This is a genomic window from Streptomyces justiciae, from assembly GCF_015163075.1.
Taxonomy (GTDB): Bacteria; Actinomycetota; Actinomycetes; order Streptomycetales; family Streptomycetaceae; genus Streptomyces; species Streptomyces justiciae.
Genome location: NZ_JADDXU010000003.1, coordinates 68,361 through 92,208, shown reverse-complemented (window position 1 = coordinate 92,208; position 23,848 = coordinate 68,361). Strand labels below are relative to the sequence as shown.

General features: G+C 69.8%; 25 protein-coding genes. 18 read left to right on the top strand and 7 right to left on the bottom strand.

Annotated elements, in window-relative coordinates; translation table 11 throughout:
- Positions 1-62: 62 nt before the first annotated feature.
- The 4 genes from IQ210_RS08670 to IQ210_RS08655 all read left to right on the top strand — a co-directional run bounded on the left by IQ210_RS08670 (position 63) and on the right by IQ210_RS08655 (position 1,662).
- A complete protein-coding gene (locus IQ210_RS08670) occupies positions 63-437 on the top strand; it encodes a VOC family protein (RefSeq protein WP_194078307.1) in 375 nt (124 codons plus the stop codon).
- Positions 438-444: 7 nt separating this feature from the next.
- Positions 445-795, top strand: a complete 351-nt coding sequence (locus IQ210_RS08665) for an ArsR/SmtB family transcription factor (RefSeq protein WP_194078306.1) — start codon at positions 445-447, stop codon at positions 793-795.
- Complete coding sequence (locus IQ210_RS08660; RefSeq protein WP_194078305.1) at positions 792-1,253, top strand: SRPBCC family protein; 462 nt, start codon at positions 792-794, stop codon at positions 1,251-1,253. The genes IQ210_RS08665 and IQ210_RS08660 overlap by 4 nt, the downstream gene beginning before the upstream one ends.
- A 148-nt stretch (positions 1,254-1,401) precedes the next feature.
- Positions 1,402-1,662, top strand: coding sequence for a DUF397 domain-containing protein (locus IQ210_RS08655; RefSeq protein WP_059194009.1), 261 nt, complete (start codon positions 1,402-1,404; stop codon positions 1,660-1,662).
- Between the two features lie 92 nt (positions 1,663-1,754).
- Here IQ210_RS08655 and IQ210_RS08650 read toward each other — a convergent pair whose 3' ends face one another.
- Positions 1,755-2,240, bottom strand: a complete 486-nt coding sequence (locus IQ210_RS08650; protein WP_228047403.1) for an ATP-binding protein — start codon at positions 2,238-2,240, stop codon at positions 1,755-1,757.
- A gap of 354 nt (positions 2,241-2,594) precedes the next feature.
- Between IQ210_RS08650 and IQ210_RS08645 the strand changes: the two genes are divergently transcribed.
- The 6 genes from IQ210_RS08645 to IQ210_RS08620 all read left to right on the top strand — a co-directional run bounded on the left by IQ210_RS08645 (position 2,595) and on the right by IQ210_RS08620 (position 8,134).
- Entirely contained in the window at positions 2,595-3,419 is an 825-nt protein-coding gene (locus tag IQ210_RS08645; RefSeq protein ID WP_194078937.1) for a helix-turn-helix domain-containing protein, read from the top strand.
- Between the two features lie 141 nt (positions 3,420-3,560).
- Positions 3,561-5,021: an aldehyde dehydrogenase family protein gene (locus IQ210_RS08640; RefSeq protein WP_194078303.1), complete on the top strand. Its 1,461-nt coding sequence runs from the start codon at positions 3,561-3,563 to the stop codon at positions 5,019-5,021.
- 109 nt (positions 5,022-5,130) lie between these two features.
- Complete coding sequence (locus IQ210_RS08635) at positions 5,131-5,679, top strand: DinB family protein (RefSeq protein ID WP_194078302.1); 549 nt, start codon at positions 5,131-5,133, stop codon at positions 5,677-5,679.
- 49 nt (positions 5,680-5,728) lie between these two features.
- Entirely contained in the window at positions 5,729-6,370 is a 642-nt protein-coding gene (locus IQ210_RS08630) for a PadR family transcriptional regulator (RefSeq protein WP_194078301.1), read from the top strand.
- A gap of 73 nt (positions 6,371-6,443) precedes the next feature.
- Positions 6,444-7,382 carry an ATP-binding cassette domain-containing protein gene (locus IQ210_RS08625; protein WP_194078300.1) on the top strand — a complete coding sequence of 313 codons (939 nt, stop codon included), beginning with the start codon at positions 6,444-6,446 and terminating at the stop codon, positions 7,380-7,382.
- Positions 7,379-8,134 carry an ABC transporter permease gene (locus tag IQ210_RS08620; protein WP_194078299.1) on the top strand — a complete coding sequence of 252 codons (756 nt, stop codon included), beginning with the start codon at positions 7,379-7,381 and terminating at the stop codon, positions 8,132-8,134. Before IQ210_RS08625 ends, IQ210_RS08620 begins: the two co-directional genes overlap by 4 nt.
- Before the next feature lie 51 nt (positions 8,135-8,185).
- On the opposite strand, the gene IQ210_RS08615 is transcribed toward IQ210_RS08620, so the two are convergent.
- Together IQ210_RS08615 and IQ210_RS08610 are read right to left on the bottom strand one after the other, a co-directional pair.
- The gene (locus tag IQ210_RS08615) at positions 8,186-9,586 is read right to left on the bottom strand and encodes a glutamate decarboxylase (protein ID WP_194078298.1); all 1,401 of its coding nucleotides are present in this window, start codon (positions 9,584-9,586) and stop codon (positions 8,186-8,188) included.
- Between the two features lie 22 nt (positions 9,587-9,608).
- On the bottom strand, positions 9,609-10,892 hold the full coding sequence (locus IQ210_RS08610) for an ion channel protein (protein WP_194078297.1): 1,284 nt from the start codon (positions 10,890-10,892) through the stop codon (positions 9,609-9,611).
- A 120-nt stretch (positions 10,893-11,012) separates the two neighbouring features.
- Here IQ210_RS08610 and IQ210_RS08605 point away from each other — a divergent pair, with 120 nt between their 5' ends.
- The gene (locus tag IQ210_RS08605) at positions 11,013-11,774 is read left to right on the top strand and encodes a MerR family transcriptional regulator (protein ID WP_194078296.1); all 762 of its coding nucleotides are present in this window, start codon (positions 11,013-11,015) and stop codon (positions 11,772-11,774) included.
- 18 nt (positions 11,775-11,792) lie between these two features.
- Here the strand turns inward: IQ210_RS08605 and IQ210_RS08600 are convergent, their stop codons facing one another.
- On the bottom strand, positions 11,793-12,158 hold the full coding sequence (locus tag IQ210_RS08600; RefSeq protein WP_194078295.1) for a YbjQ family protein: 366 nt from the start codon (positions 12,156-12,158) through the stop codon (positions 11,793-11,795).
- Between the two features lie 132 nt (positions 12,159-12,290).
- Here IQ210_RS08600 and IQ210_RS08595 point away from each other — a divergent pair, with 132 nt between their 5' ends.
- Positions 12,291-13,172: a DedA family protein gene (locus tag IQ210_RS08595; RefSeq protein WP_194078294.1), complete on the top strand. Its 882-nt coding sequence runs from the start codon at positions 12,291-12,293 to the stop codon at positions 13,170-13,172.
- A gap of 87 nt (positions 13,173-13,259) precedes the next feature.
- On the opposite strand, the gene IQ210_RS08590 is transcribed toward IQ210_RS08595, so the two are convergent.
- Positions 13,260-14,933: a threonine/serine exporter family protein gene (locus IQ210_RS08590; RefSeq protein WP_194078293.1), complete on the bottom strand. Its 1,674-nt coding sequence runs from the start codon at positions 14,931-14,933 to the stop codon at positions 13,260-13,262.
- A gap of 137 nt (positions 14,934-15,070) precedes the next feature.
- A complete protein-coding gene (locus IQ210_RS08585; protein ID WP_194078292.1) occupies positions 15,071-15,562 on the bottom strand; it encodes an inorganic diphosphatase in 492 nt (163 codons plus the stop codon).
- Positions 15,563-15,641: 79 nt separating this feature from the next.
- Between IQ210_RS08585 and dacB the strand changes: the two genes are divergently transcribed.
- From dacB to folE, 6 genes are all read left to right on the top strand, one after another.
- Positions 15,642-17,219, top strand: a complete 1,578-nt coding sequence (gene dacB, locus IQ210_RS08580) for a D-alanyl-D-alanine carboxypeptidase/D-alanyl-D-alanine endopeptidase (RefSeq protein WP_194078291.1) — start codon at positions 15,642-15,644, stop codon at positions 17,217-17,219.
- Between the two features lie 65 nt (positions 17,220-17,284).
- A complete protein-coding gene (locus IQ210_RS08575) occupies positions 17,285-18,439 on the top strand; it encodes a zinc-dependent metalloprotease (protein ID WP_194078290.1) in 1,155 nt (384 codons plus the stop codon).
- A 193-nt stretch (positions 18,440-18,632) separates the two neighbouring features.
- On the top strand, positions 18,633-19,676 hold the full coding sequence (gene tilS, locus IQ210_RS08570) for a tRNA lysidine(34) synthetase TilS (RefSeq protein ID WP_194078289.1): 1,044 nt from the start codon (positions 18,633-18,635) through the stop codon (positions 19,674-19,676).
- 54 nt (positions 19,677-19,730) lie between these two features.
- Positions 19,731-20,291, top strand: coding sequence for a hypoxanthine phosphoribosyltransferase (gene hpt / locus IQ210_RS08565; RefSeq protein WP_097267229.1), 561 nt, complete (start codon positions 19,731-19,733; stop codon positions 20,289-20,291).
- Positions 20,292-20,487: 196 nt separating this feature from the next.
- Positions 20,488-22,527, top strand: a complete 2,040-nt coding sequence (gene ftsH, locus IQ210_RS08560) for an ATP-dependent zinc metalloprotease FtsH (protein ID WP_059193994.1) — start codon at positions 20,488-20,490, stop codon at positions 22,525-22,527.
- A 121-nt stretch (positions 22,528-22,648) separates the two neighbouring features.
- Complete coding sequence (gene folE, locus IQ210_RS08555; protein ID WP_194078288.1) at positions 22,649-23,254, top strand: GTP cyclohydrolase I FolE; 606 nt, start codon at positions 22,649-22,651, stop codon at positions 23,252-23,254.
- Between the two features lie 16 nt (positions 23,255-23,270).
- Here the strand turns inward: folE and IQ210_RS08550 are convergent, their stop codons facing one another.
- The gene (locus IQ210_RS08550; RefSeq protein ID WP_194078287.1) at positions 23,271-23,756 is read right to left on the bottom strand and encodes a DUF3180 domain-containing protein; all 486 of its coding nucleotides are present in this window, start codon (positions 23,754-23,756) and stop codon (positions 23,271-23,273) included.
- Between the last annotated feature and the right edge of the window lie 92 nt (positions 23,757-23,848).

Here is a 23,848-nt window from a genome sequence, read left to right as displayed (position 1 = left end):
GCCATAGGTAGGAGTTTCCCTACGTTTGACGCGTAGGGAAACTCCTACCTATCGTGTTCCGCATGACCATCACACACGCCTCCTTCGTCACCCTCCCCGTCTCCGACCAGGACCGCGCCCTGCGCTTCTACATCGACATCCTCGGCATGACCGTCACCGCCGACCGGGACATGCCCCAGGGCCGCTGGCTCCAGGTCGCCCCTGAGGGCGCGCAGACCGTCTTCACTCTCTCCGGCCCCGGGATGGGTGGCTTCGAGCCCGGTTCGGCCCGGGGGATCATGTTGGTGACGACCGATGTCGACGCCGACTGCGCGCGCCTCGCCGAGGCCGGTGTGTCCGTGCAGGGTCCTGACGAGCTCCCCTGGGGCCGCATGGCCGCCTTCACGGACCCCGACGGCAACGGTCTGATGCTGCTGACGGAGAAGGAAGGCTTCTGACCTCGCCATGAACGGGACGGGTACCGCCGCCGCGAACGACCGCGTCTTCGCCGCGCTCGCCAACTCCGTGCGCCGCGAGGTGCTGCGGCTCCTGCGTGACGGCGGCCCGCAGCCCGTGCAGGCCCTCGCCGCCCACTTCGACATGGCCCGCCCGAGCCTCTCCGAGCACCTCAAGGTGCTGCGCGACGCCGGCCTCGTCTCCGAGCAGCGCTCCGGTCGGCAGCGTATCTACCGCCTGGAGGCGGCCCCGCTCGCCGAGGTGCAGGACTGGCTCCACCCGTACGAGCGGTTCTGGCGCGACCGGCTGAAGGGGTTGGGCGAGCTGCTCGACCGCATGCCCGACGATGACGCGTCATGAACGCCACCCCTGACGACGACCTCACCGTCATCCGCGTCGACCAGTTCTTCCCGCACCCGCCCGCCAAGGTGTGGCGCGCCCTCACCGAGCCCGAGCTGCTCGTGCAGTGGCAGATGCAAGGGACCGAGGCGTTTCGTCTCGAGGTCGGTCACCGGTACACGATGACGTCCGTCCCCCGGCCCAACACCAACTTCTCCGGCACGGTCGACGTGGAGGTTCTCGGTTTTCAGCCGGAACGGATGCTGAGCGTCCGCTGGACCGACACCGATCCCGCCAACTCCGCCGACTGGACCATCACGTGGAAGTTGGAACAGGAAGGGCGTGGAACGCGTCTCTTCCTAGTACACGAGGGATTCGACCCCGACGACCCCGCACAGCTGATGGCCCGGACGATCATGGACGGGGGCTGGAGATCGCATGTGATGCGGGCCCTGGGGGATGCGCTGGAACGGATGTAGCGGCACGTACGTCACATCTGTAACCACGGGAACACCCCGCGTGCACGTGCATCTGCTCATGCATCTGCACGTGAACAGAGCTATGATCCGGACCAGTTGACCATTGCATCAATGGCCCCAAGGCCACCGCACCACCGGGGAGCGACCTGTGGACCACGACGTGTACAACGGCATGGACGTGTACAACGGCATGGCGGCCACGGATCTGAGCGGGGTGGCCTGGCAGAAGAGCCGGCACAGCAACTCGCAGGGTTCATGTGTCGAGTTCGCGCGGCTGCCCGACGGCGGCGTGGCCATGCGCAACTCGCGCTTCCCGGACGGTCCGGCGCTCGTCTACACGCGCGCGGAGATCGAGGCGATGCTCCTCGGCGTCAAGGACGGCGAGTTCGACCACCTGATAGCCGGCTGAGGGCGACGGATACCCCGGTCACCCCGGGGTTACCGGCTCTCTACGGGCGGTGACGCGCGTAGAACCGCGGCGTCGAAAAACGCCGCGGGGCCTCACTCGGCGGATTCCCGCGGCTGGAGCAGGAACAGGGCCCAGACGACCTTGCCGTTGAGGGTGCCGGCCAGCGGGTGCCAGCCCCAGCTGTCGGCGAAGGAGTCGACGAGGAACAGGCCGCGGCCGGATTCCGCCGAGAAGTCGTCCGAGTCGCGCGCCACCGGACTGTCGTGGCTGGGGTCGCGCACCGCGCACACCAGCCGGTCCGTCCAGCGCATCAGATGCAGCCGCACCGGCGGGATCTGGTCGGGGGCGTGGCCGCTGCTCGACGGCAGTCCGTGCCGCAGGGCGTTGGTGACCAGTTCGGAGACCACGAGACAGACGTCGTCGAAACGGTCGCCGATGTCCCACTGGTCGAGTGTTCTGCGGGTGAACTGCCGTGCCTCGCGCACCGCTTCGTAGCGGGCGGGCAGAGCGCAGGAGGCGGCGTTGGACACGGCCGTGGGATCCAGCGGCGGAAGGCCCTGCCGTAACGGCTCGAGCATGGTCGATCCATTCATCCCCATGCGAGGCACTCCCGGGAACTCGCGGTCGTTGCGATGCAGCGGTTGCGCGGGACCATGGTTTCGGATGTGTGGTGCAGATGCAAGGTGCAGATGCACGTGCACGTGACCGAATTGGACGGTGCCGTACCGCTTGTTGGGCATTTTTTCCGCCAACTTCCTTCTCTCTCTTGCCTTCTCGCCGCCTCCTCCTGTGTGGAATCTTTGGCTTCTTTCCATCTCTGTAATCGGACGAGTACAGCTCGAAGTGTTTTAGTGGCAGACTTCGGCCCCTGAAGACGGTTGGGGAGGCTGGCGAACGTGAGCGCGGGAGAGCCGGGATCGGTGGTGCGGCGCATGCTGCTCGGATCACAACTCAGGCGACTGCGTGAGGCGCGGGGGATCACGCGCGAGGCCGCGGGCTACTCCATCCGCGCCTCCGAGTCGAAGATCAGCCGGATGGAGTTGGGCCGGGTGAGCTTCAAGACCAGGGACGTCGAGGACCTCCTGACGTTGTACGGCATCACGGACGAGGCCGAGCGCATGTCGCTGCTCTCCCTCGCCCGCGAGGCCAACGTGGCGGGCTGGTGGCACAGTTACTCCGACGTCCTGCCGAGCTGGTTCCCCACCTATGTGGGTCTGGAGGGCGCGGCGAACCTCATCCGCGCGTACGAGGTGCAGTTCGTGCACGGTCTGCTGCAGACCGAGGCGTATGCACGTGCAGTCGTCCGGCGCGGCATGAAGGGCGCGAGCGAGGCCGACGTCGAGCGGCGGGTGGCGCTGCGCCTGGAGCGGCAGAAGTACCTCGTCGCCGAGAACGCTCCCGACTTCCACATCGTCCTCGACGAGGCCGCGCTGCGCCGCCCCTACGGCGACCGCGAGGTGATGCGGGGGCAGCTCCAGCACCTCATCGAGATCTCCGAGCGCCCCAACGTGCGGCTCCAGATCATGCCGTTCAGCTTCGGCGGGCACTCGGGCGAGAGCGGCGCGTTCACGATCCTGAGCTTCTCGGAGTCCGACCTCACCGACGTGGTCTATCTGGAGCAGCTCACCAGCGCCCTCTACCTGGACAAGCGCGAGGACGTCGCCCAGTACGAGACCGCCCTCAAGGAGCTCCAGCAGGACAGCCCGGGTCCGGACGAGAGCCGGGATCTTCTGCGGGGTCTCCTCCAGCTCTCCTGAAGGGCCCCGCGCACTTCCTAGGGTTCTAGGGTTCTCCCCATAACTTCGCTCTCTGTCCCCAACTCGCTTGTGTCGCAAGTACGATGACGTGTGATCAGACCGTGATGCAGATCGCGCGTCCGCTAGTGATTTGGGGATCACATGTCGTCGTACTTCACTGACCTGGCCCAGCAGTACATCGACGGTGAGTGGCGCCCGGGCACCGGCTCCTGGGACATCATCGACTTCAACCCGTACGACGGCGAGAAGCTGGCGTCGATCACCATAGCCACGGTCGACGAGGTCGACGAGGCGTACCGGGCGGCCGCCCGCGCCCAGAAGGAATGGGCCGCGACCAACCCGTACGCCCGTCGCGCGGTCTTCGAGAAGGCCCTGCGGCTCATCGAGGAGCGCGAGCAGGAGATCACCGAGGTGATCATCGCCGAGCTCGGCGGCACGTACCTCAAGGCCGGCTTCGAGCTGCACCTCGCCAAGGAGTTCCTGCGCGAGGCGATCCACCTCTCCCTGCGCCCCGAGGGCCGGATCATCCCCTCGCCGATCGACGGCAAGGAGAACCGCGTCTACCGCGTCCCGGTCGGTGTCGTCGGCGTGATCAGCCCCTTCAACTTCCCCTTCCTGCTCTCCATCAAGTCGGTCGCCCCGGCGCTCGCGCTCGGCAACGGCGTGGTCCTCAAGCCGCACCAGAACACCCCGATCACCGGCGGCTCCCTGGTCGCGAAGATCTTCGAGGACGCGGGCGTGCCCCAGGGCCTGCTGAACGTCGTCATCACCGACATCGCGGAGATCGGCGACGCCTTCCTGGAGCACCCTGTCCCGAAGGTCATCTCCTTCACCGGCTCCGACAAGGTCGGCCGCCACGTCGCGACCGTCTGCGCCTCCCACTTCAAGCGCTCGGTCCTCGAACTCGGCGGCAACAGCGCCATCGTGGTCCTCGACGACGCCGACATCGACTACGCGGTCGACGCCGCGGTCTTCAGCCGGTACGTCCACCAGGGCCAGGTCTGCATGGCCGCCAACCGCGTCCTGGTCGACCGCTCGATCGCGGACGAGTTCACCGAGAAGTTCGTCGCCAAGGTGAAGTCGCTGAAGGTCGGCGACCCGCGCGACCCGCAGACCGTCATCGGCCCGGTCATCAACTCCTCGCAGGCGGACGCCGTCTCGGGTGCCGTCGAGCAGGCGCTCGCCGAGGGCGCGACGGCCCTGCTGCGCGGCGAGGTGACGGACAACCTGGTCGCCCCGTCGGTCCTCACCGACCTCCCCGCCGACTCCACCCTGCTCCAGCAGGAGGTCTTCGGCCCGGTCGCCTTCCTCATCCCGGTCGACGGCGAGGAGGAGGCGGTCCGGATCGTCAACGACACCCCGTACGGCCTCAGCGGTGCCGTCCACACCGGCAACATCGAGCGCGGCGTGAACTTCGCCAAGCAGATCGACACCGGCATGTTCCACGTCAACGACGGCACCGTCCACGACGAGCCGATCGTGCCCTTCGGTGGCGAGAAGAGCTCCGGCATCGGCCGCCTCAACGGCGAGACGATGCTGGACGCGTTCACCACGCTGAAGTGGATCTCGGTCCAGCACGGCCGGAGCGGCTTCCCGTTCTGAGCGTTTCCTCCACGCCGGGCCCTTGCGGACAGAACCTGACCGCAAGGGCCCGTAGCTTCGTCGGTGTCAGGGGGAGAGCCCCCCGGGTCCCGATGAAAGGCGGCCGGTCATGGTCACTCACGTGCGAGCCGAGGCGTACGGCGACGAGCGCGGCGCGCTCCTGTCCTTCCTGGCGGAGCAGCGCGGCGGCATCAGGCGCTCCGTGCTGGGGCTGACCGACGAGCAGGCGCGCAGCACGCCCAGTGCCAGCGAGCTGTCGCTGGCGGGCCTGGTCAAGCACGTGGCCGAGACCGAGCAGGGCTGGGTGGCCCGGGCCAAGGGTGAGGCGCCGGCGGTGAAGCGGGACGAGTCGAACTGGCACGAGTGTTTCGCGCTGGCCGAGGGCGAGACCGTCGCGCAGCAGCTCGCCTACTGGGAGGAGGTCGCCGCCGAGACGGAGGCGTTCATCCGCGCGGTCCCCAGCCTCGACGACACCTTCCCGCTCCCGAACGACCCCTGGTTCCCGCCGGACGAGGCGGTCTCCCTGCGCTGGCTGGTCCTGCACCTGATCCGCGAGACGGCCCGGCACGCCGGCCACGCCGACATCATCCGCGAGTCCCTGGACGGCGCCACCGCCTTCGAGCTGGTGGCGAAGGAGCAAGGCACGAGCTGGGGCTGAGGAGCAGGGCACGAGCCTGCGCTGACGTCAAGCGTCCTACGCTGGCCCCATGTCAGCGATCCGTCTCCTCGTGCTCGGCGCCGTCCGCCAGCACGGGCGGGCCCACGGCTACCAGGTGCGCAACGACCTGGAGTACTGGGGCGCGCACGAGTGGTCCCACGCCAAGCCCGGCTCGATCTACCACGCCCTGAAGCAGATGGCGAAGCAGGGACTGCTGCACGCGCACGAGATCGCGCCGTCCACCGCCGGTGGCCCGCCCCGTACCGAGTACGAGATCACGGAGGCGGGCACCGAGGAGTTCCTGCGGCTGCTGCGCGAGGCGCTGACCTCGTACGACCAGAAGATGGACGTCAAGTCGTCCGCGATCGGCTTCATGGTCGAGCTGCCGCGCGCCGAGGTGGTGACACTGCTGAAGGAGCGGATCCGCCGCATCGAGCAGTGGCGCGCCTCCGTGACCGAGCACTACGTCCCCGAGGAAGGCCCCGAGCAGCTCGGCCACATCGGCGAGATCATGAACCTCTGGATCCACACGGCCGACGCCGAACTCGCGTGGATCCAGGGCCTGATCGGGCGCATCGAGGACGGGGCGTACTCCTTCGCGGGGGAGGGCGAGCCCTTCGTCGGCATCCTCGCCGAGGGCGAGGAGAACCCGTACGCGACGGGGGAGCGGCATCCGGAGGACGCCGGCTAATCAAGTTTGACCAATGGGCTCCGCCGCGTTACTTTCGATCGGGTAGTCAACTTTGACTAGCGAGGGAGTGGCAGTGACCCAAGCGGCGATCACCGTCGACGGAGCACGCAAGAAGTACGGCGAGAAACAGGCACTGGCCGGGCTCGACCTCACGGTCGCCCGCGGCACCGTGCACGGAGTGCTCGGCCCGAACGGCGCCGGCAAGACCACCCTGGTCCGCATCCTCTCCACCCTGCTGCGCCCCGACGCCGGCCGCATCGAGGTGGCCGGACACGACGTCGTACGCCAGGCCTACGCCGTCCGGCTGCGCATCGGCCTGCTCGGCCAGCACGCGGCGCTCGACGAGGAGCTCGGCGGCCGGCAGAACCTGGAGATGTTCGGCCGCCTCCACCACCTGGGCGCCCGCCGGGCACGCGCGCGTGCCGACGAGCTCCTGGAGCGGTTCGCCCTGACCGACACCGGCCGCAAGGCGGTACGGCACTACAGCGGAGGCATGCGCCGCCGCCTGGACCTCGCGGCCTCCCTGATCACCGAACCCGAGGTGCTCTTCCTGGACGAGCCCACCACCGGCCTCGACCCCCGCGGCCGCGCCGAGGTGTGGGCGTCGGTCCGCTCCCTGGTCGGCGGCGGTACGACGGTCCTGCTCACCACGCAGTACCTGGAGGAGGCCGACCAGCTCGCCGACCGCGTCTCCGTCGTGGACGCCGGCCGGGTCGTCGCGGACGGCACACCGGAGGAGCTGAAGAAGGCGACCGGCGGCGACCGCATCGACGTCGTACTGCGGGACGCGGGGCAACTGGGGGCGGCGGTGGCGCTGTTGCCGGTCGACCGGTCCGGGGTCTCCGTCGACCCCGACCGCCGGCTGCTCAGCGCCCCGGTCACCGACCGGATGGCGGCGCTCTCCGGCGTCGTACGGGCCCTGGAGGAGGCGGGCATCGAGGCCGAGGACGTGGCGCTGCGCCGGCCCACGCTGGACGAGGTCTTCCTGCACCTCACTCAGGAGGCCGCATGAGCACGTACGCGCTGACCGACTCCTGGACCATGACCCGCCGCGAACTCGCCCACTGGGCACGGCAGCCGGTGCGCGTGGTCGTCGGTCTGGTCTTCCCGGTGATGCTGCTGCTGATGTTCGGCTATCTCATCGGCGGCGGCCGGGGCGTCGAGGGGGAGTACGTCGACTATCTGGTCCCCGGGATGCTCGCGCTCACCATGGCCTTCGGCCTGGAGGGCACGATGATCGCCGTCACCCAGGATCTCGACAAGGGCGTCATCGACCGCTTCCGCTCGCTGCCCATGGCCAACGGGGCGGTGCTGGTGGGGCGTTCGGTGGCGGACATGCTCCAGTCGACGGTCGGGCTCGGGGTCCTCGTCGGCGTCGGGTTCGCGCTCGGCTGGCGGCCGGACGGCGGCCCGGGAGCGTTCGTCGGCGCCCTCGGACTGCTGCTGTTCTTCCGCTTCGCCATGCTCTGGATCGGCATCTTCCTGGCGCTGGTGGCCGGGAAGCCCGAGATGGTGCAGGCCGTGCAGATCCTGGTCTGGCCGGTCGGGTTCCTGTCCAACGCGCTCGCCGCCCCCGCCTCCATGCCGGACTGGCTCGGCACGGTGGTCGAGTGGAACCCGATGTCCCGCACGGCGACGGCCGTACGGGACCTGTTCGGCGGCCTCGGCACGGACCATGTGTGGGCGGCCGTGGCCTGGCCGCTGGCGCTGCTCGCGGTGTTCTTCCCGCTGGCGGTACGGCGGTTCGCGGCGCTCAGCAAGTAGGCGCTCAGCAAGTAGTCCTCAGGCTGCCCTCAGGTGGTCCTCAGGTGGTCCTCAGTGGTGGAAGCCCGTCGCCGCGCCCTTGTCCTTGGTCAACGGGTGCGGCTGGCGGCGCAGTTCGGGCAGCAGCCGGCGCAGGTCGTCCACGAACAGCTCGGCGAGGTCGGCGGAGAAGCCGTTGCGGCACACGACTCGCAGGACGCTCAGGTCCTCGCGGTTGGGCGGGAAGGTGTACGCCGGCACCAGCCAGCCGCTCTCGCGCAGCCGCCGGGACACGTCGAAGACGTCGTACGCCGTCACGTCGTGCCCGGTGGTGAAGGCGAACACCGGCAGCTGGTCGCCCCGAGTGAGGAGCCGGAAGTCGCCGAGGGCCTCGATGCGTTCGGCGAGGCGCCCCGCGACGTCCCGGGTGGTCTGCTGCACGGCCCGGTAGCCCTCCCGGCCCAGCCGCAGGAACGTGTAGTACTGCGCGACGACCTGCGCGCCGGGCCGGGAGAAGTTGAGCGCGAAGGTCGGCATGTCGCCGCCCAGGTAGTTGACGCGGAAGACCAGCTCCTCGGGCAGGGCGTCGTGGTCGCGCCACAGCGCCCAGCCGACGCCCGGGTAGACCAGGCCGTACTTGTGCCCCGAGGTGTTGATGGAGGCGACGCGCGGCAGCCGGAAGTCCCAGGCCAGGTCCGGGTCGAGGAAGGGCGCGACCATGCCGCCCGACGCCCCGTCGACGTGCACCGGGATGTCGAGGCCGGTGCGTTCCTGCAACTCGTCCAGGGCGGCGCACAGGTCGGCGACGGGCTCGTAGGAGCCGTCGAAGGTGGAGCCGAGGATGGCGACGACCCCGATGGTGTTCTCGTCGCACAGCGCGGCGGCGGCCTGCGGATCGAGGTGAAAGCGGTCGCCCTCCATCGGGATGAGCCGGGGTTCCACCTCCCAGAAGTTGCAGAACTTGTCCCAGCAGACCTGGACGTTGATGCCCATGACCAGATTGGGCCGGGCGCCCGGCTTGGGGTTCCGCTTGCTCCAGCGGCGCTTCAGCGCCATCCCGGCGAGCATGCAGGCCTCGCTCGACCCGTTCGTCGAACAGCCCACGGCGGCCGCCGGATCGGGTGCGTTCCACAGGTCGGCGAGCATCGCCACACAGCGCCGCTCCAGCTCGGCGGTGCGCGGGTACTCGTCCTTGTCGATCATGTTCTTGTCCCGGCACTCGCCCATCAGGATGCCGGCCTGCGGCTCCATCCAGGTGGTGACGAAGGTGGCGAGGTTGAGCCGCGAATTGCCGTCCAGCATCAGCTCGTCGTGCACCAGCTGGTACGCCGTCGAGGGCGGCAGCGGGGCGTCCGGGAGCCGGTGCTTGGGCGGGGCCTCGGTCATGCCGCCGACCGGATCGGCCTCCCCGTAGAAGGGGTTGACGGACATCGGGCGCTCGTCGCGCTTCTCGGGACCTTGGTGGAGCGGCATCGATGGACTCCTCGAAGTGGGTTCAGCGGACCGGGGTTCCGTCGTCGCGCAACTGCATCTGGGGGCGTCCGGTCACCAGCAGCCAGGCCGGCAGCGAGGCGATGCACAGCAGGGCCAGGATCGCGGGCGAGGCCACCAGCACGGCGGCCGTGAACAGGCTCACCCAGCCCTGCCGGGTGATGGCGAGGAGCATGCCCAGGACGCCCGCGGCGACACCGACGGAGGGGTGCACGCCGGAGACGAGGGCATGGGCGCACAGCCCGAAGGCGGCGCCGACGAACACCGCAGGGAAGATCCGCCCGCCGCGGAAGCCGCAGGACGCGGCGACGAGCAGCGCGGCCAGCTTCACCACCGTCATCGTGGCGAACTCCCCGGCCGACCAGCCGTCCGGGTCGGCGGCGATCTCCCCGACCTCCTCCAGCCCCTTGAAGAGCGTGAGATGGCCGCCCACGGCCGCGAGGAGCCCCAGCACGAGGCCGCCGGCGGGCAGCACGAGCATCGGGTGCCGCAACCGGGCGAAGGCGCCGTGGACGTACGGGAAGGCGCGGACGGCACACATGCCGAACAGGGCCGCCGCGGACGCGATCACCACCGCCGCCAGCAGATCGCCCCAGCCGGGCCGCCCGAACGCGGGCAGATGCAGATCGAAGGACGGATGGGCCACCAGGGTCGTCGTCAGGGCGCCCGCGGTGGCGGCGACCAGCGGCGCGAAGACGTTGTCCCACAGCGTCCCCCTGATCTGCCGCCCGGCCAGCGCCTCGGAGACGACCAGAGCCGCCGCCACCGGCGTACCGAACAGCGCGCCGATCGTCGCCGCCTCCGCCAGCGCCGGCCACAGCCCGCCCGGCATCCGGGGCAGCAGCCGCCGGCCGAGCCAGAAGGCGATCCCGACGTTCACGGCGATGATCGGGTTCTCGGGGCCGAGGCTCGGCCCGCCGGCCAGCATCAGCGCGGTCGCGAGGACCAGCCCGGGCAGCACGACGGGCGGCAGCACAGGGGCGTCGAGACCGGTGGTCGCCGGGTCGGGTCCGGCGTGGCCCGGCACCTTCCACACCACCAGTCCTACGGCCACCCCGGTCGCGGTGAGCATGACCAGCATCCACAGCACCGAGTACCGGCCCACGCCGAGGGCGTCCGGCAGGTTCTGCCACAGCACGTCCTGGAACGCCTCGGCCGCCGCGCTCACCCCGAGGAAGATCAGGCCCACGCCCACGCCCACCGCGAGAGCGGGGAGGATCAGGGGCAGCAGCGCACGGGCCGGGGTCGCCGGGGCTGCGGGTGCCTGCTGCGCGGTGTCCTGGGCCACGGGCTCACGATAAACGGGCAAAACGGGCACCACATCCGGAGGTGCCGATATGGGCTTGCACCTCACGTGGCGTGAGGCCGCACCGTGGACGGCGTACCGAGAAGGGAAGGAGCGGACGAAGTGAGCTACTCCGTGGGACAGGTCGCCGCTTTCGCCGGAGTGACGGTGCGCACGCTGCACCACTACGACGACATCGGCCTGCTCGCCCCGAGCGAGCGCAGCCACGCGGGCCACCGGCGCTACAGCGACGCCGACCTCGACCGGCTGCAACAGATCCTGTTCTACCGCGAGCTCGGCTTCCCGCTCGACGAGGTCGCCGCCCTCCTCGACGATCCGGCCACGGACCCGCGCACCCACCTGCGCCGCCAGCACGAACTGCTGACCGCCCGGATCGAGAAGCTCCAGAAGATGGCGGCGGCCGTGGAGCAGGCCATGGAGGCACGCAAGATGGGCATCAACCTCACGCCGGAGGAACGCTTCGAGGTCTTCGGCGACAAGGATCCCGAGCAGTACGCCGAGGAGGCGGAACAGCGCTGGGGCGGCACCGAGGCGTACGCCGAGTCCCAGCGCCGCGCCGCGACGTACACCAAGGAGGACTGGAAACGCATCCAGGCCGAGGTCGACGACTGGGGCCGGCGCTACGCCGCCCTCGTGACGGCCGGCGAGCAGCCGTCCGCCGAGGCGGCCATGGACCTCGCCGAGGAACACCGGCAGCACATCAGCAGGTACTACTTCGAGGTCCCGTACGAGATGCACCTGTGCTTCGGCGACATGTACGTCTCCGACGAGCGCTTCAAGGCGTTCTACGACGCGATGGGCGACGGCCTGGCCGAGCACCTGAGGGACGCGATCAGGGCGAACGCGGCCCGGCACACCGCGTAGTCCGTCCTGGCCCGGTCCTCACTCCCGGGCCAGGACCACCGCGGTCCCGTAGGCACACACCTCGGTGCCGACGTCGGCCGCCTCCGTCACGTCGAAGCGGAACATCAGCACGGCGTTCGCCCCACGCGCGCGTGCCTGCTCCACGAGCCGGTCCATGGCCTGGTTGCGGGTCTGCACCAGCGTCTTGGTGAGCCCCTTGAGCTCACCGCCGATCATCGACTTCAGGCCCGCGCCGATCTGGCTCCCCAGATGCCGGGAGCGCACGGTCAACCCGAAGACCTCCCCCAGTACCTCCTGCACCCGGAAGCCGGGCACGTCGTTGGTGGTCACCACGAGCACATCGGGCTGGGGGCCCTGGCCGCCGCCGAAATCGTCGATACTCATGGCTCACAGCTTTCTCCCGGAGAGCCCACAGCGCATCCTCGGCGCCCCCATGGAACCTGGGCTCCGACGCCTGCGTTGATACTTTTGGCAGCCAGCCCCAGCCCGTCCCCCAGCACCAGGAGCCACAGACCCGTGATGACGCTCGCGCTCGCCCCCGAGTGGCTCAGTCCGAACTATCTGATCGAGACGTTCAGCCTGCCCGGCATCCTGCTGATCGTCTTCGCGGAGTCGGGGCTGTTCGCGTTCCTGCCCGGCGACTCGCTGCTGTTCACGGCGGGTCTCTTCGTGGCGCAGGGCGACTACATCAGCCAGCCGCTGTGGCTGGTCTGCTTCCTGATCGTGCTGGCGGCCGTCCTCGGCGACCAGGTCGGCTACATGATCGGAAAGTTCTTCGGCCCGAAGCTCTTCAACCGGCCCAATTCCAAGCTCTTCAAGCAGGAGAACCTGGACAAGGCCCACGAGTTCATGGAGAAGTACGGCCCCAAGGCGATCGTCCTTGCCCGCTTCGTCCCGATCGTCCGCACCTTCGCCCCCATCGTGGCGGGCGCCGGCCGCATGAAGTACCGCACCTTCCTGACGTACAACGTCATCGGCGGCGTCGCCTGGGGAACCGGCGTCACCCTGGCGGGGTACTGGCTCGGCCAGATCGACGTCATCCACAAGAACGTCGAGGCGATCCTCGTCCTCATCGTCTTCGTCTCGGTGATCCCGATCATCATCGAGTACCTCCGAGAGCGCGGAAAGAAGAAGCGCGCAGAGGCCGAGACCCCGGCAACGCCCCAGCCCCAGGCGTACCAGCCCCCGCCGATGGACGACGCGACGACGCAGCTGCGCCGCATCCCGTCCAACGACGACCAGCAGCCTCCGCAGAACTACGGCAACCAGCAGCAGTACGGCTACAACGACCAGTACGGCTACGACCAGTACTACGGCCAGCAGCCGACCCCCCAGCAGCAGCCGTACGGCTACGGCGCCCAGCAGAACCAGCAGTACCCGCCTAATCAGGGCTACTGAGAGATACCTAGGGGCGCGGGGAACTGCGCGACCGGCCCCCGACTACCTGCACTCGCCGTCTATGGGCCGGACCCGAGCTAATAGGCGTCAGAACCCTCGGGTCCGCTTAGCGGCCCGCCGCCCCGCAGCAGAAGCCCCACCGGGAACCCGCAAGAACAACCGCGAGATCTCCGACCCCAGATTGACCCCGATGGCGATGGCCATGGCCAAAGAAGCCGCCGTGGCCAATGACACCAACCCCTTGTCGACATCGTCCCGCGCGATGGACAACAACCCGAAGTACGTGGCGGAACCCGGCAACAGAGGCCCGATCGCGGCGGTCGTATAAGGCAGCGCGGAAGCGAACCGGTACCGCGACAGCATCTGCCCGAACAGCCCCACCAGCCCCGCCGCCACCGCCGTGGAGGCGACCGCCGAGATCTCCCCGACGTAGTGCAGCGCGCCGTACACGCACCACGCGACACCCCCGTTGAGCGTCACCACCAGCACCGTCGACCGCTCCTGCTGCAACAGCACCGCGAACGTCAGCGACAGCAGCATCGACGCCCCGATCTGCCACAGCGGCCGCTCCTCGATGATGAGGGCCACGTCGGGGTTGAGGTCGGCGCCGAACTGCACGCCGAAGTACAGGACGATCAGCACGCCCACGACGATGCCGACGAACAGGTACATCACTTCCAGGAGCCGCGCCGACGCGGTGATGTAGAACCCGGTCAGCCCGTCCTGCACGCCCGCCACCAGTGCCCGCCCCGGCAGCAGCGCGAACAGCCCACCGGTGATGACCGCGGACGCCTTCACGTCCACGTGGGCCACCGTCAGCGCCACCCCTATCGCCGCGGGCGGCATCGCGGCGACCGTGAACTGGTAGAACTCCGGCAGCCCGCGCCCCGCGCACAGCCACGCCAGCCGGTCCCCGAGCATCGCGCCCAGCGCGGCCGCCACGAACACGAGGACGTCACCGCCGACGAGCACGGAGGCCGCGCCCGCGAGCAGCCCGCTCGCCGAGGTGAGCACCCAGGTGGGGTACGGGTGCCGGTTGCGGCGGATCTCGGCGAGCCGCCGGTACGCCTCCTCCAGCGAGAACGCCGTCTCGGGGTAGCTGAGGTCGTCCACCAGCTGGTAGACGGCCGCGAGCCGGGTGTAGTCGGTGCCGCGCCGCCGCACGGTCCGGGAGGCCGTCACGGGGTCCTCGACGAGGGACGGCTGGTACGAGATCGACAGCAGCGTGAAGGTGACGTTCGGCTCGCACCGGTCGAGGCCGTACGAGCGGCAGACGGCGAACATCGCCGCCTCCACGTCCTCCGCGCCCTCACCGCCCGCGAGCAGCAGCTCCCCGATACGCAGCGTCAGGTCGAGCACGCGCGGGACGGCAGGGCCGGTCTCGTCCTCCTTGTGCAGCGGTTCCGGCGCGGGCCGCTCGGCCACCGGCATCCGCAGCATCGTGCGCATCCGGTCCTGCCAGGGCACGTCCTTGGCCAGCGAGACCACGGGAACCCCGGTCGCCGGGGTGAACGCGGGCGGGGCGTGCTTGGCGCTGTAGGTGCGCGGCGTACTGAACGCCGACCCCTCCGGCTCCGCGGCCGGCCCCTCGGGCGCCTGGAGGCCTTCCGGTACGGCGAACTCCGAGGACGTCTCCGACTCGCCGCCGCCCGCCTTCGGCACGGCCAGTCCGTCGGGAATGGCGAACTCGGACGTGATCTCGGGGTCGTAGACGCTCCTCGCCTCGTCCGACTGCGGCTTGCGGTCCTCCGCCGACGTCACTTGCGTATCGCTCCCTGTACGGCACCATCCGTCGCCTCAGTATGCGCACAGACACGTTCCCCACTGGTGCGCGGATACGCGAACGGGCCGCACGCGTGTGCGTGCGGCCCGCTGGAAAACAGAAGTCGTCAGGAGCCTCAGTGGCCGCCGGACTCCTTGAAGCGCTTGTAGGACCGCTCGATCTCGACCTCGGCGTCGACGCGGCCGACCCAGTTGGCGCCCTCGACGGACTTGCCGGGCTCCAGGTCCTTGTAGACCTCGAAGAAGTGCTGGATCTCCAGGCGGTCGAACTCCGACACGTGGTGGATGTCACGCAGGTGCTCCACGCGCGGGTCCGTCGCCGGGACGCACAGCAGCTTGTCGTCGCCGCCGGCCTCGTCCGTCATCCGGAACATGCCGATCGCGCGGCACTTGATGAGGCAGCCCGGGAAGGTCGGCTCGTCAAGAATGACCAGCGCGTCCAGCGGGTCGCCGTCCTCGCCGAGAGTGTTCTCGACGAAGCCGTAGTCGGTCGGGTAGGCGGTCGAGGTGAAGAGTCGACGGTCCAGGCGGATCCGACCGGTCTCGTGGTCCACCTCGTACTTGTTCCGCGAACCCTTCGGGATCTCGATCGTGACGTCGAACTCCACCGGTGGCTCCTCCATGATCAGCACATAGTTCTGGTGGTTAAGTGTCCCTCACGCAGGTGTGTGATCGCGAAAGGGGCTGGTGGTCGTGCCTGAACTGAGGCCTTGGCGGGCCGCGAGGCCGCATGTGACGCGGCTCGCGAACGCCGTACGACCCCGTCTGGCAGCCGCACGCCCCCAGTCGGCACGCCTCGCGAACGTGATGAAACCGCAGGTCAAGCGTCTGACGACGGTGAAGACCTGGCAGTACACCGCGGGCGCCGCCACCGCCGGCCTGGCGCTGACGGCCGTGGTGGTGACCGCCGCCGGCCCCTGGGACTCCACCGGTCAGCGTACGGCCGAGCGGGACCGGGCGGTCGCCCTGGAGCACACGGGTGGCGCAGATCACGACCGTGGTTCCGGTACGACGGGAGCGGCTCCCGAGCCCGCCCCGAGCGCCTCCTCGGTCCTCGCGGGCCTCGGCGGCGCCACGAACACCGTGAAGTCAGCGCCGAGCGGCGAGGCCCTCTCCGCCGTCCTGGGGCCGCTCCTGGAGGACGGCGCGCTCGGCAGCCGCCGTACGGCCGCGGTCGTCGACGTGGCCACCGGCAAGCGCCTGTACGGCGTCGGCGCCGGCACCGCCCTCACCCCCGCCTCCACCACCAAGATCGCCACCGCGGTCGCCGCCCTGTCGGCGATGGGCCCAGAGCACCGCCTCACCACCCGCGCGGCCCTGGAACCCGACACCGACGAACTGGTCCTGGTCGGCGGCGGCGACCCCACCCTCACGGCCCGCAAGGACGCCGAAGGCTGGGCGAGCCTGCGCGACCTGGCCGCGAAGACGGCGAAGGCCCTGAAGAAGGACGGCGTCCGCAAGGTGACGCTGTCGTACGACACCACCCTGTACGCCGGTTCCGCCCTGCACCCCATCGGCGTCGACGCCAACCTTGCCCTGGTCAGCCCCCTGATGGCGGACGAGGCCCGCACGGACGACTCCACGAGCGGTACGGCCGTCCGGGCGCCGGACCCGGCCGACGACGCGGCCCGCAAGTTCGCCGCCTTCCTGGCGGACGAGGGCATCAAGACGACGTCCCCTGGCCCGTCCAAGGCGACGGACCGCGCGGAGACGCTCGCGGAGGTCTCCTCGCCGCCGCTGTCCACCCTCGTCGAGCGCATGCTGACCAACAGCGACAACGACATCGCGGAGGCCCTGGCCCGCCAGACGGCGGTGGCGACGAAGACACGCGCCGACTTCGACGGCGGCGGCAAGGCGATCCGTGCCGAGGTGAAGAAGCTGCAACTCCCCGTCTCCGGCGTCTCCTTCAAGGACGGCAGCGGGCTGAACCGCGACGACAAGCTCACCGCCGACCTCCTGACCGCCCTCCTCGCGAAGGCGGGCGACCCGGACCACCCCGAACTCCGGTCGGTCCTCACCGGCCTGCCCGTGGCCGGCTTCACGGGCACGCTGACCACCCGCTACACGCCCGACGGCGCCGCCGGCGTCGTACGCGCCAAGACCGGCACCCTCACCGGCGTCAACACCCTGGCGGGCACCGTCGTCGACCAGGACGGTCGGCTCCTCGCCTTCGCGTTCCTGGCGTCCGACACGGCGAGCAAGGACGCCGCGCAGTCGGCCCTGGACAAGGCGGCGACGGCACTGGCGGCATGCGGCTGCGGCTGACGGCCCGCCACGGAGCCGGCCGCCGCGGCCTGCCCCCAGCGGGAACGCTCACGTACGGTTGACGCATGACGAGCATCGGTGGTGCTGCTTCTTCTCAGATGGTCGACTGGAACCTCGCGGTGGCGACCGCGACCCGGCTCGTGCGGCCGGGGCCGGAGGTGAGCCGCGACGAGGCCCGGGCCGTCGTCGCCGAGCTGCGCCGGCACGCCAAGGCCTCGGAGGGGCACGTCCGCGGCTTCACCCGGATGGCCACCGAGGAGATCCACGACACCCCGGTCCTCGTCGTCGACCGCCCCGGCTGGGTCCGGGCCAACGTCGCCGGCTTCCGGGAGATCCTCAAGCCCCTCCTCGACAAGATGCAGGAACGGCGCGGCAACACCCCGGGCGGCGCGGTCCTCGGCGCCGTCGGCGGCAAGGTCACCGGCGTCGAACTCGGCATGCTGCTGTCCTTCCTGGCCTCCCGCGTCCTCGGCCAGTACGAGACCTTCGCCCCGGCCACCCGCGAACTCCCGGCCGGGGAGAACGGCGGCGGCCGGCTGCTGCTGGTCGCGCCGAACATCGTGCACGTGGAGCGCGAACTCGACGTACAGCCCCACGACTTCCGCCTGTGGGTGTGCCTGCACGAGGAGACGCACCGCACGCAGTTCACCGCGGTGCCCTGGCTGCGGGACCACCTGGAGGGCGAAATCCAGTCGTTCTTGGGGGAGACCGAGGTCGACCCCATGACCGTCCTGGAACGCATCCGGGAGGCCGCCCAGTCCCTCGCCGGCGGGCGTCCCGAGGGCGAGGAGGACGACGGCGGGCGCTCGCTCGTCGAGATCGTGCAGACCCCGGCCCAGCGGGAGATCCTCGGCCGCCTCACCGCCGTGATGTCCCTCCTGGAGGGCCACGCCGACTTCGTGATGGACGGCGTGGGCCCGGACGTCGTGCCGAGCGTGCAGGAGATCCGCGAGAAGTTCCAGCAGCGGCGGGCCAAGGGCGCCTCCCGGCTCGACATGGCCCTGCGCAAACTGCTGGGTCTGGACGCCAAGCTCAGGCAGTACCGCGACGGCGAACGCTTCGTGCGGGCCGTCGTCAACGAGGTCGGCATGGACGGCTTCAACCGCGTGTGGACCTCCCCCAACACGCTCCCGACGAAGACGGAGATCGCCAAACCGGCGGACTGGATCGCGCGGGTGCACCGCAAGGCGGATTCGGGAAACTCCGGGACCGAGTCGTGAACCGGGCGGAAAGGGCGTGAAAGAAAACCGGCCGACGGCAGGCGAACGCCCCTCCAATCACCCGTCCGAGGGACCGTGAGCCCTGGGTAGGCGTGCAATGCTCGGGGAACGGCCGGGTTCTGTCACCATCTACACACTCTGAGTGACCGAACCTCGGGCTCACCCCCCGAAAACTTCATGAAGGGAACCGGACATGGGTCCCCATCCTGCGGTCGCGGCGATACGCCTGGCGGTCCGCCGCGTCCTCCACGACATCCTCAACGAACACACCAGTCCCTCTGACGACTCCTCCGACTCTCCGCACGAGCGCCCGCCGTCCCCGCTCGTGCTCGTGGCCTGCTCCGGCGGCGCCGACTCCATGGCCCTCGCCTCCGCCCTCGCCTTCGAGGCCCCCAAACTCGGCATCCGCGCCGGCGGCGTCACCGTCGACCACGGCCTGCAGCCCGGCTCCGACCTCCGCGCCGAGGAAGTCGCCCTGCGGCTGCGCCAGTTCGGCCTCGACCCCGTCGAGTCCGTCGCCGTCACCGTCGGCCGCGAAGGCGGCCCCGAGGCAGCCGCCCGCGACGCCCGCTACGCCGCCCTCGACGACGCCGCCGCCCGCCACGGCGCCACCGCCGTCCTGCTCGGCCACACCCGCGACGACCAGGCCGAAACCGTCCTGCTCGGCCTCGCCCGCGGCTCCGGCATCCGCTCCCTGTCCGGAATGGCCGCTGTTTCCGGGGGGCCGGGGGCCGCCCGCCGTTACCGCCGCCCCTTCCTCCAGCTCGACCGGCAGACCGCCCGCAAGGCCTGCATGGTCCAGTCGCTGCCCGTCTGGGACGACCCCCACAACGCGGACCCGGCCTACACCCGCTCCCGGCTGCGCCACGAAGGCCTGCCGGCCCTGGAGAAGGCCCTCGGCAAGGGCGTCGTCGAGGCACTCGCCCGTACGGCCCAGCTCTCCCGCGACGACGCCGACGCCCTCGACGCCTGGGCGAGCCAGGCCGCGACCGCCGTACGCGACGCGGCCGGACTGCTCGAATGCGCCAAGCTCTACGCCCTGCCGCCCGCCGTGCGCCGCCGTGTACTGCGCCGCGCCGCCATCGAGGCGGGCGCCCCGGCGGGCTCGCTGTTCGCCCGCCACATCGAGGAAGTCGACCGGCTGATCACCGGCTGGCGCGGCCAGGGGGCCATCAATCTCCCCGGCAAGGTCGTCGCCCAGCGTCAGGGTGGCAGACTGGTGATTCGGCAAGGCTGAATCCTTACCCCTCCGCGAGGGGTGACGGGCAGGCCGGTGGGACGACCGAAAGTGATGCGGGTGGACGCGAAAGACATGGGCACCGACCTCAAAGAGGTGCTCATCACCAAGGAACAGATCGACGCCAAGCTGGCCGAGCTGGCCGCGAAGATCGACGCGGAGTACGCGGGCAAGGACCTGCTCATCGTCGGCGTCCTCAAGGGCGCGGTGATGGTCATGGCCGACCTCGCGCGGGCGCTGTCCACCCCCGTCACCATGGACTGGATGGCCGTGTCGTCGTACGGCGCGGGCACCCAGTCCTCCGGTGTCGTCCGGATCCTCAAGGACCTCGACACCGACATCAAGGGCAAGCACGTCCTGATCGTCGAGGACATCATCGACTCCGGCCTGACCCTGTCGTGGCTGCTGTCCAACCTCGGCTCCCGGGAGCCGGAGTCGCTGAAGGTGTGCACCCTGCTGCGCAAGCCGGACGCCGCCAAGGTCGCCATCGACGTCGAGTGGGTCGGCTTCGACATCCCCAACGAGTTCGTCGTCGGCTACGGCCTCGACTACGCCGAGAAGTACCGCAACCTCCCGTTCGTCGGTACGCTCGCGCCCCACGTCTACGGCGGCTGAGCCGGCCTTGAGGCCGAGCGGGCCTTCTTCCTAAGACGATCGGGAACCCCGGCGGGTTTCGCGCCGTTGGAGCATGCAGACGGGCTCGTTCAGCCGTCCCGTGCGGCTTCGCGTGACGAAGCTGGGGTACCGTCAGAAGAACTGTCTTATCAAACTCACTATGGCAGGAGGGACGGGGCGACACCGCTCCGTATGGATGGACGTGAAGCGATACTTCCGTGGGCCGGTCATGTGGATCGTGCTGGCCGTCCTTGCCGTGGTCGTGTTGATGCAGGTCGTCGGCTCGTCCGGTGGCTACAAGACGGTGGACACCGGCCAGGTCGTCCAGGCGATCAATGACAACAAGGTCCAGCAGGCCAAGCTGACCACCGGCGACGAGCAGACCATCAAGGTCGAGCTCAAGGACGGCGAGAAGGTCGACGGCAGCTCGAAGATCCAGGCGAGCTACATCGGCGACCAGGGCCAGAACCTCGCCGCGACACTGCAGACCAAGTTCGAGCAGAAGCAGATCCCCGACGGGTACACCGTCTCGCCGACCAAGCAGAACGCGTTCGTCGGCATCCTGCTCTCCCTGCTTCCCTTCGTCCTCATCGTCGTCGTCTTCCTGTTCCTGATGAATCAGATGCAGGGCGGCGGCTCCCGGGTCATGAACTTCGGCAAGTCCAAGGCGAAGCTCATCACCAAGGACACCCCCAAGACGACCTTCGCGGACGTCGCCGGGTCCGACGAGGCCGTCGAGGAGCTCCACGAGATCAAGGAGTTCCTCCAGGAGCCAGCCAAGTTCCAGGCCGTCGGCGCCAAGATCCCGAAGGGCGTCCTGCTCTACGGTCCTCCCGGCACCGGCAAGACCCTGCTCGCGCGTGCCGTCGCGGGCGAGGCCGGCGTCCCGTTCTACTCGATCTCCGGTTCCGACTTCGTCGAGATGTTCGTCGGTGTCGGTGCCTCCCGAGTCCGTGACCTGTTCGAGCAGGCCAAGGCGAACGCCCCGGCGATCGTCTTCGTCGACGAGATCGACGCGGTCGGCCGCCACCGCGGCGCCGGCCTCGGCGGTGGTCACGACGAGCGTGAGCAGACGCTGAACCAGCTGCTCGTCGAGATGGACGGCTTCGACGTGAAGGGCGGCGTCATCCTGATCGCCGCCACCAACCGGCCCGACATCCTCGACCCGGCCCTCCTGCGCCCCGGCCGCTTCGACCGCCAGATCGCGGTCGACCGCCCGGACATGCAGGGCCGTCTGGAGATCCTCAAGGTCCACCAGAAGGGCAAGCCGGTCGCCCCGGACGTCGACCTGTCGGCGGTCGCCCGCCGCACGCCGGGCTTCACCGGCGCGGACCTGAGCAACGTCCTCAACGAGGCCGCGCTGCTGACGGCCCGCTCGGACAAGAAGCTGATCGACAACCAGATGCTGGACGAGGCGATCGACCGCGTCGTGGCGGGCCCGCAGAAGCGGACCCGGATCATGTCCGACAAGGAGAAGAAGATCACCGCGTACCACGAGGGCGGACACGCCCTGGTCGCGGCGGCCTCACCCAACTCCGACCCGGTCCACAAGATCACCATCCTGTCCCGCGGCCGCGCCCTGGGCTACACGATGGTCCTGCCGGACGAGGACAAGTACTCCACCACGCGCAACGAGATGCTCGACCAGCTCGCCTACATGCTGGGCGGTCGCGCGGCCGAGGAACTGGTCTTCCACGACCCGACCACGGGCGCCGCGAACGACATCGAGAAGGCCACCGCCACGGCCCGCGCGATGGTCACCCAGTACGGCATGACCGAGCGTCTCGGCGCCATCAAGTTCGGCGGCGACAACACCGAGCCGTTCCTCGGCCGTGAGATGGCCCACCAGCGCGACTACTCCGAAGAAGTCGCCGCCCTGGTGGACGAGGAAGTCAAGAAGCTGATCGAGAACGCGCACAACGAGGCCTGGGAGATCCTGGTCGAGAACCGCGACGTCCTCGACAACCTCGTCCTGCAGCTGCTGGAGAAGGAGACGCTGGGCAAGGAGGAGATCGCCGAGATCTTCTCCGCGATCGTCAAGCGTCCGGCCCGGCCCGCCTGGACCGGCTCCTCCCGCCGTACGCCGTCCACCCGTCCGCCGGTGCTTTCCCCGAAGGAGCTCGCCCTGACGAACGGTGCCAACGGCGCCACCCCGGCGATCTCGACCGCCAAGGCCACGGCGGCGGAGTCCGCGCCCGTGACCGAGCCGGCCCCCGAGGACCGTCCGGAGAGCTGAGATTCCGGGCCCCGGTGGCCTCACCAGGCCCGGAATGGATGCCGCGCCCCCCAGGTTCTAGCCTGGGGGGCGCGGCGTTTTTCAGCCGTGCAGGCAGGGACACCGAGGAACGAGGCACCAGATGACCGACCCCGTGACGCTGGACGGCGAAGGCTCCATCGGCGAGTTCGACGAGAAGCGCGCCGAGAACGCCATCCGCGAACTGCTGATCGCGGTCGGGGAGGACCCGGACCGGGAAGGGCTCAAGGAGACGCCGGGGCGGGTGGCCCGGGCGTACAAGGAGATCTTCGCGGGGCTGTGGCAGAAGCCCGAGGACGTGCTGACGACGACGTTCGACCTGGGGCACGACGAGATGGTGCTCGTGAAGGACATCGAGGTCCTGTCGAGCTGTGAGCACCACCTCGTGCCGTTCGTCGGTGTCGCCCACGTCGGCTACATCCCGTCCACCGACGGCAAGATCACGGGGCTGTCGAAGCTGGCCCGGCTCGTGGACGTCTACGCCCGTCGGCCGCAGGTGCAGGAACGACTCACCACGCAGATCGCCGACTCCCTGATGGAGATCCTGGAGCCGCGCGGCGTGATCGTGGTCGTCGAGTGCGAGCACATGTGCATGTCGATGCGGGGCGTGCGCAAGCCCGGGGCGAAGACCATAACGTCGGCGGTCCGCGGGCAGCTGCGCGACCCCGCGACCCGCAACGAGGCGATGAGCCTGATCATGGCGCGATAGGCGCCCCAGGGCTGCCTCAGGCCGTCGAGGTGGCCCCGGTGTTGTTGTCGTCGTCTTCCGGGAGCTTGCACACCCGCTCCAGGAAGATGGCGGCCGCTATCACCCCGATGCCCGCCAGGACCGAGAAGCCGGCGTAGATGGCCTGGTCGCGGCGGGCGGGGATGTCGAGGGACTCCAGCAGGAAGACGCCGGTGCCGCCGTACATGCCGGAGACGAGGGCGGCGACCAGCGCGCTGGCCTGCCCGAAGACGACGGCGCGGGCCGCCATCAGCGGGTCCACGCCCTTGGCCTCGGGGCGGCGCTCGCGCTGGGCCTTGAGACGGGCCCGGATCGAGAGCGCCGTGGACAGCAGGACCACGGCGATCAGGGCCAGCACGATGGGGGCGGCCAGGGGGACGCTGGGGAGGGTCCCGATCGAGGCCCACAGGCGGGCGCCCGCCCAGGACAGGATTCCGGCGACGACGAACACGCCGGCCAGCAGCCTGATGCGCAGCTCTCTCACGGTGACCCTTCAGCTCCCCCGGATCGGATGTCCTCGGTGGACCGGTGTTGTCCTCGGAGGGACAGGCCCGGTCCTCGGACGGACAGGCGTTG

Excerpts from the sequence above, each read along its gene's own strand:
- IQ210_RS08615 (WP_194078298.1), bottom strand. The coding sequence starts at position 9,586 with ATGCCGCTCCACCAAGGTCCCGAGAAGCGCGACGAGCGCCCGATGTCC.
- hpt (WP_097267229.1), top strand. The coding sequence starts at position 19,731 with ATGCGGGTGGACGCGAAAGACATGGGCACCGACCTCAAAGAGGTGCTC.
- IQ210_RS08635 (WP_194078302.1), top strand. The coding sequence starts at position 5,131 with ATGGTCACTCACGTGCGAGCCGAGGCGTACGGCGACGAGCGCGGCGCG.
- tilS (WP_194078289.1), top strand. The coding sequence starts at position 18,633 with ATGGGTCCCCATCCTGCGGTCGCGGCGATACGCCTGGCGGTCCGCCGC.
- IQ210_RS08640 (WP_194078303.1), top strand. The coding sequence starts at position 3,561 with ATGTCGTCGTACTTCACTGACCTGGCCCAGCAGTACATCGACGGTGAG.
- IQ210_RS08660 (WP_194078305.1), top strand. The coding sequence starts at position 792 with ATGAACGCCACCCCTGACGACGACCTCACCGTCATCCGCGTCGACCAG.
- IQ210_RS08620 (WP_194078299.1), top strand. The coding sequence starts at position 7,379 with ATGAGCACGTACGCGCTGACCGACTCCTGGACCATGACCCGCCGCGAA.
- IQ210_RS08630 (WP_194078301.1), top strand. The coding sequence starts at position 5,729 with ATGTCAGCGATCCGTCTCCTCGTGCTCGGCGCCGTCCGCCAGCACGGG.
- IQ210_RS08665 (WP_194078306.1), top strand. The coding sequence starts at position 445 with ATGAACGGGACGGGTACCGCCGCCGCGAACGACCGCGTCTTCGCCGCG.
- ftsH (WP_059193994.1), top strand. The coding sequence starts at position 20,488 with ATGGACGTGAAGCGATACTTCCGTGGGCCGGTCATGTGGATCGTGCTG.
- IQ210_RS08575 (WP_194078290.1), top strand. The coding sequence starts at position 17,285 with ATGACGAGCATCGGTGGTGCTGCTTCTTCTCAGATGGTCGACTGGAAC.
- IQ210_RS08670 (WP_194078307.1), top strand. The coding sequence starts at position 63 with ATGACCATCACACACGCCTCCTTCGTCACCCTCCCCGTCTCCGACCAG.
- IQ210_RS08600 (WP_194078295.1), bottom strand. The coding sequence starts at position 12,158 with ATGAGTATCGACGATTTCGGCGGCGGCCAGGGCCCCCAGCCCGATGTG.
- folE (WP_194078288.1), top strand. The coding sequence starts at position 22,649 with ATGACCGACCCCGTGACGCTGGACGGCGAAGGCTCCATCGGCGAGTTC.
- IQ210_RS08650 (WP_228047403.1), bottom strand. The coding sequence starts at position 2,240 with ATGCTCGAGCCGTTACGGCAGGGCCTTCCGCCGCTGGATCCCACGGCC.
- IQ210_RS08645 (WP_194078937.1), top strand. The coding sequence starts at position 2,595 with ATGCTGCTCGGATCACAACTCAGGCGACTGCGTGAGGCGCGGGGGATC.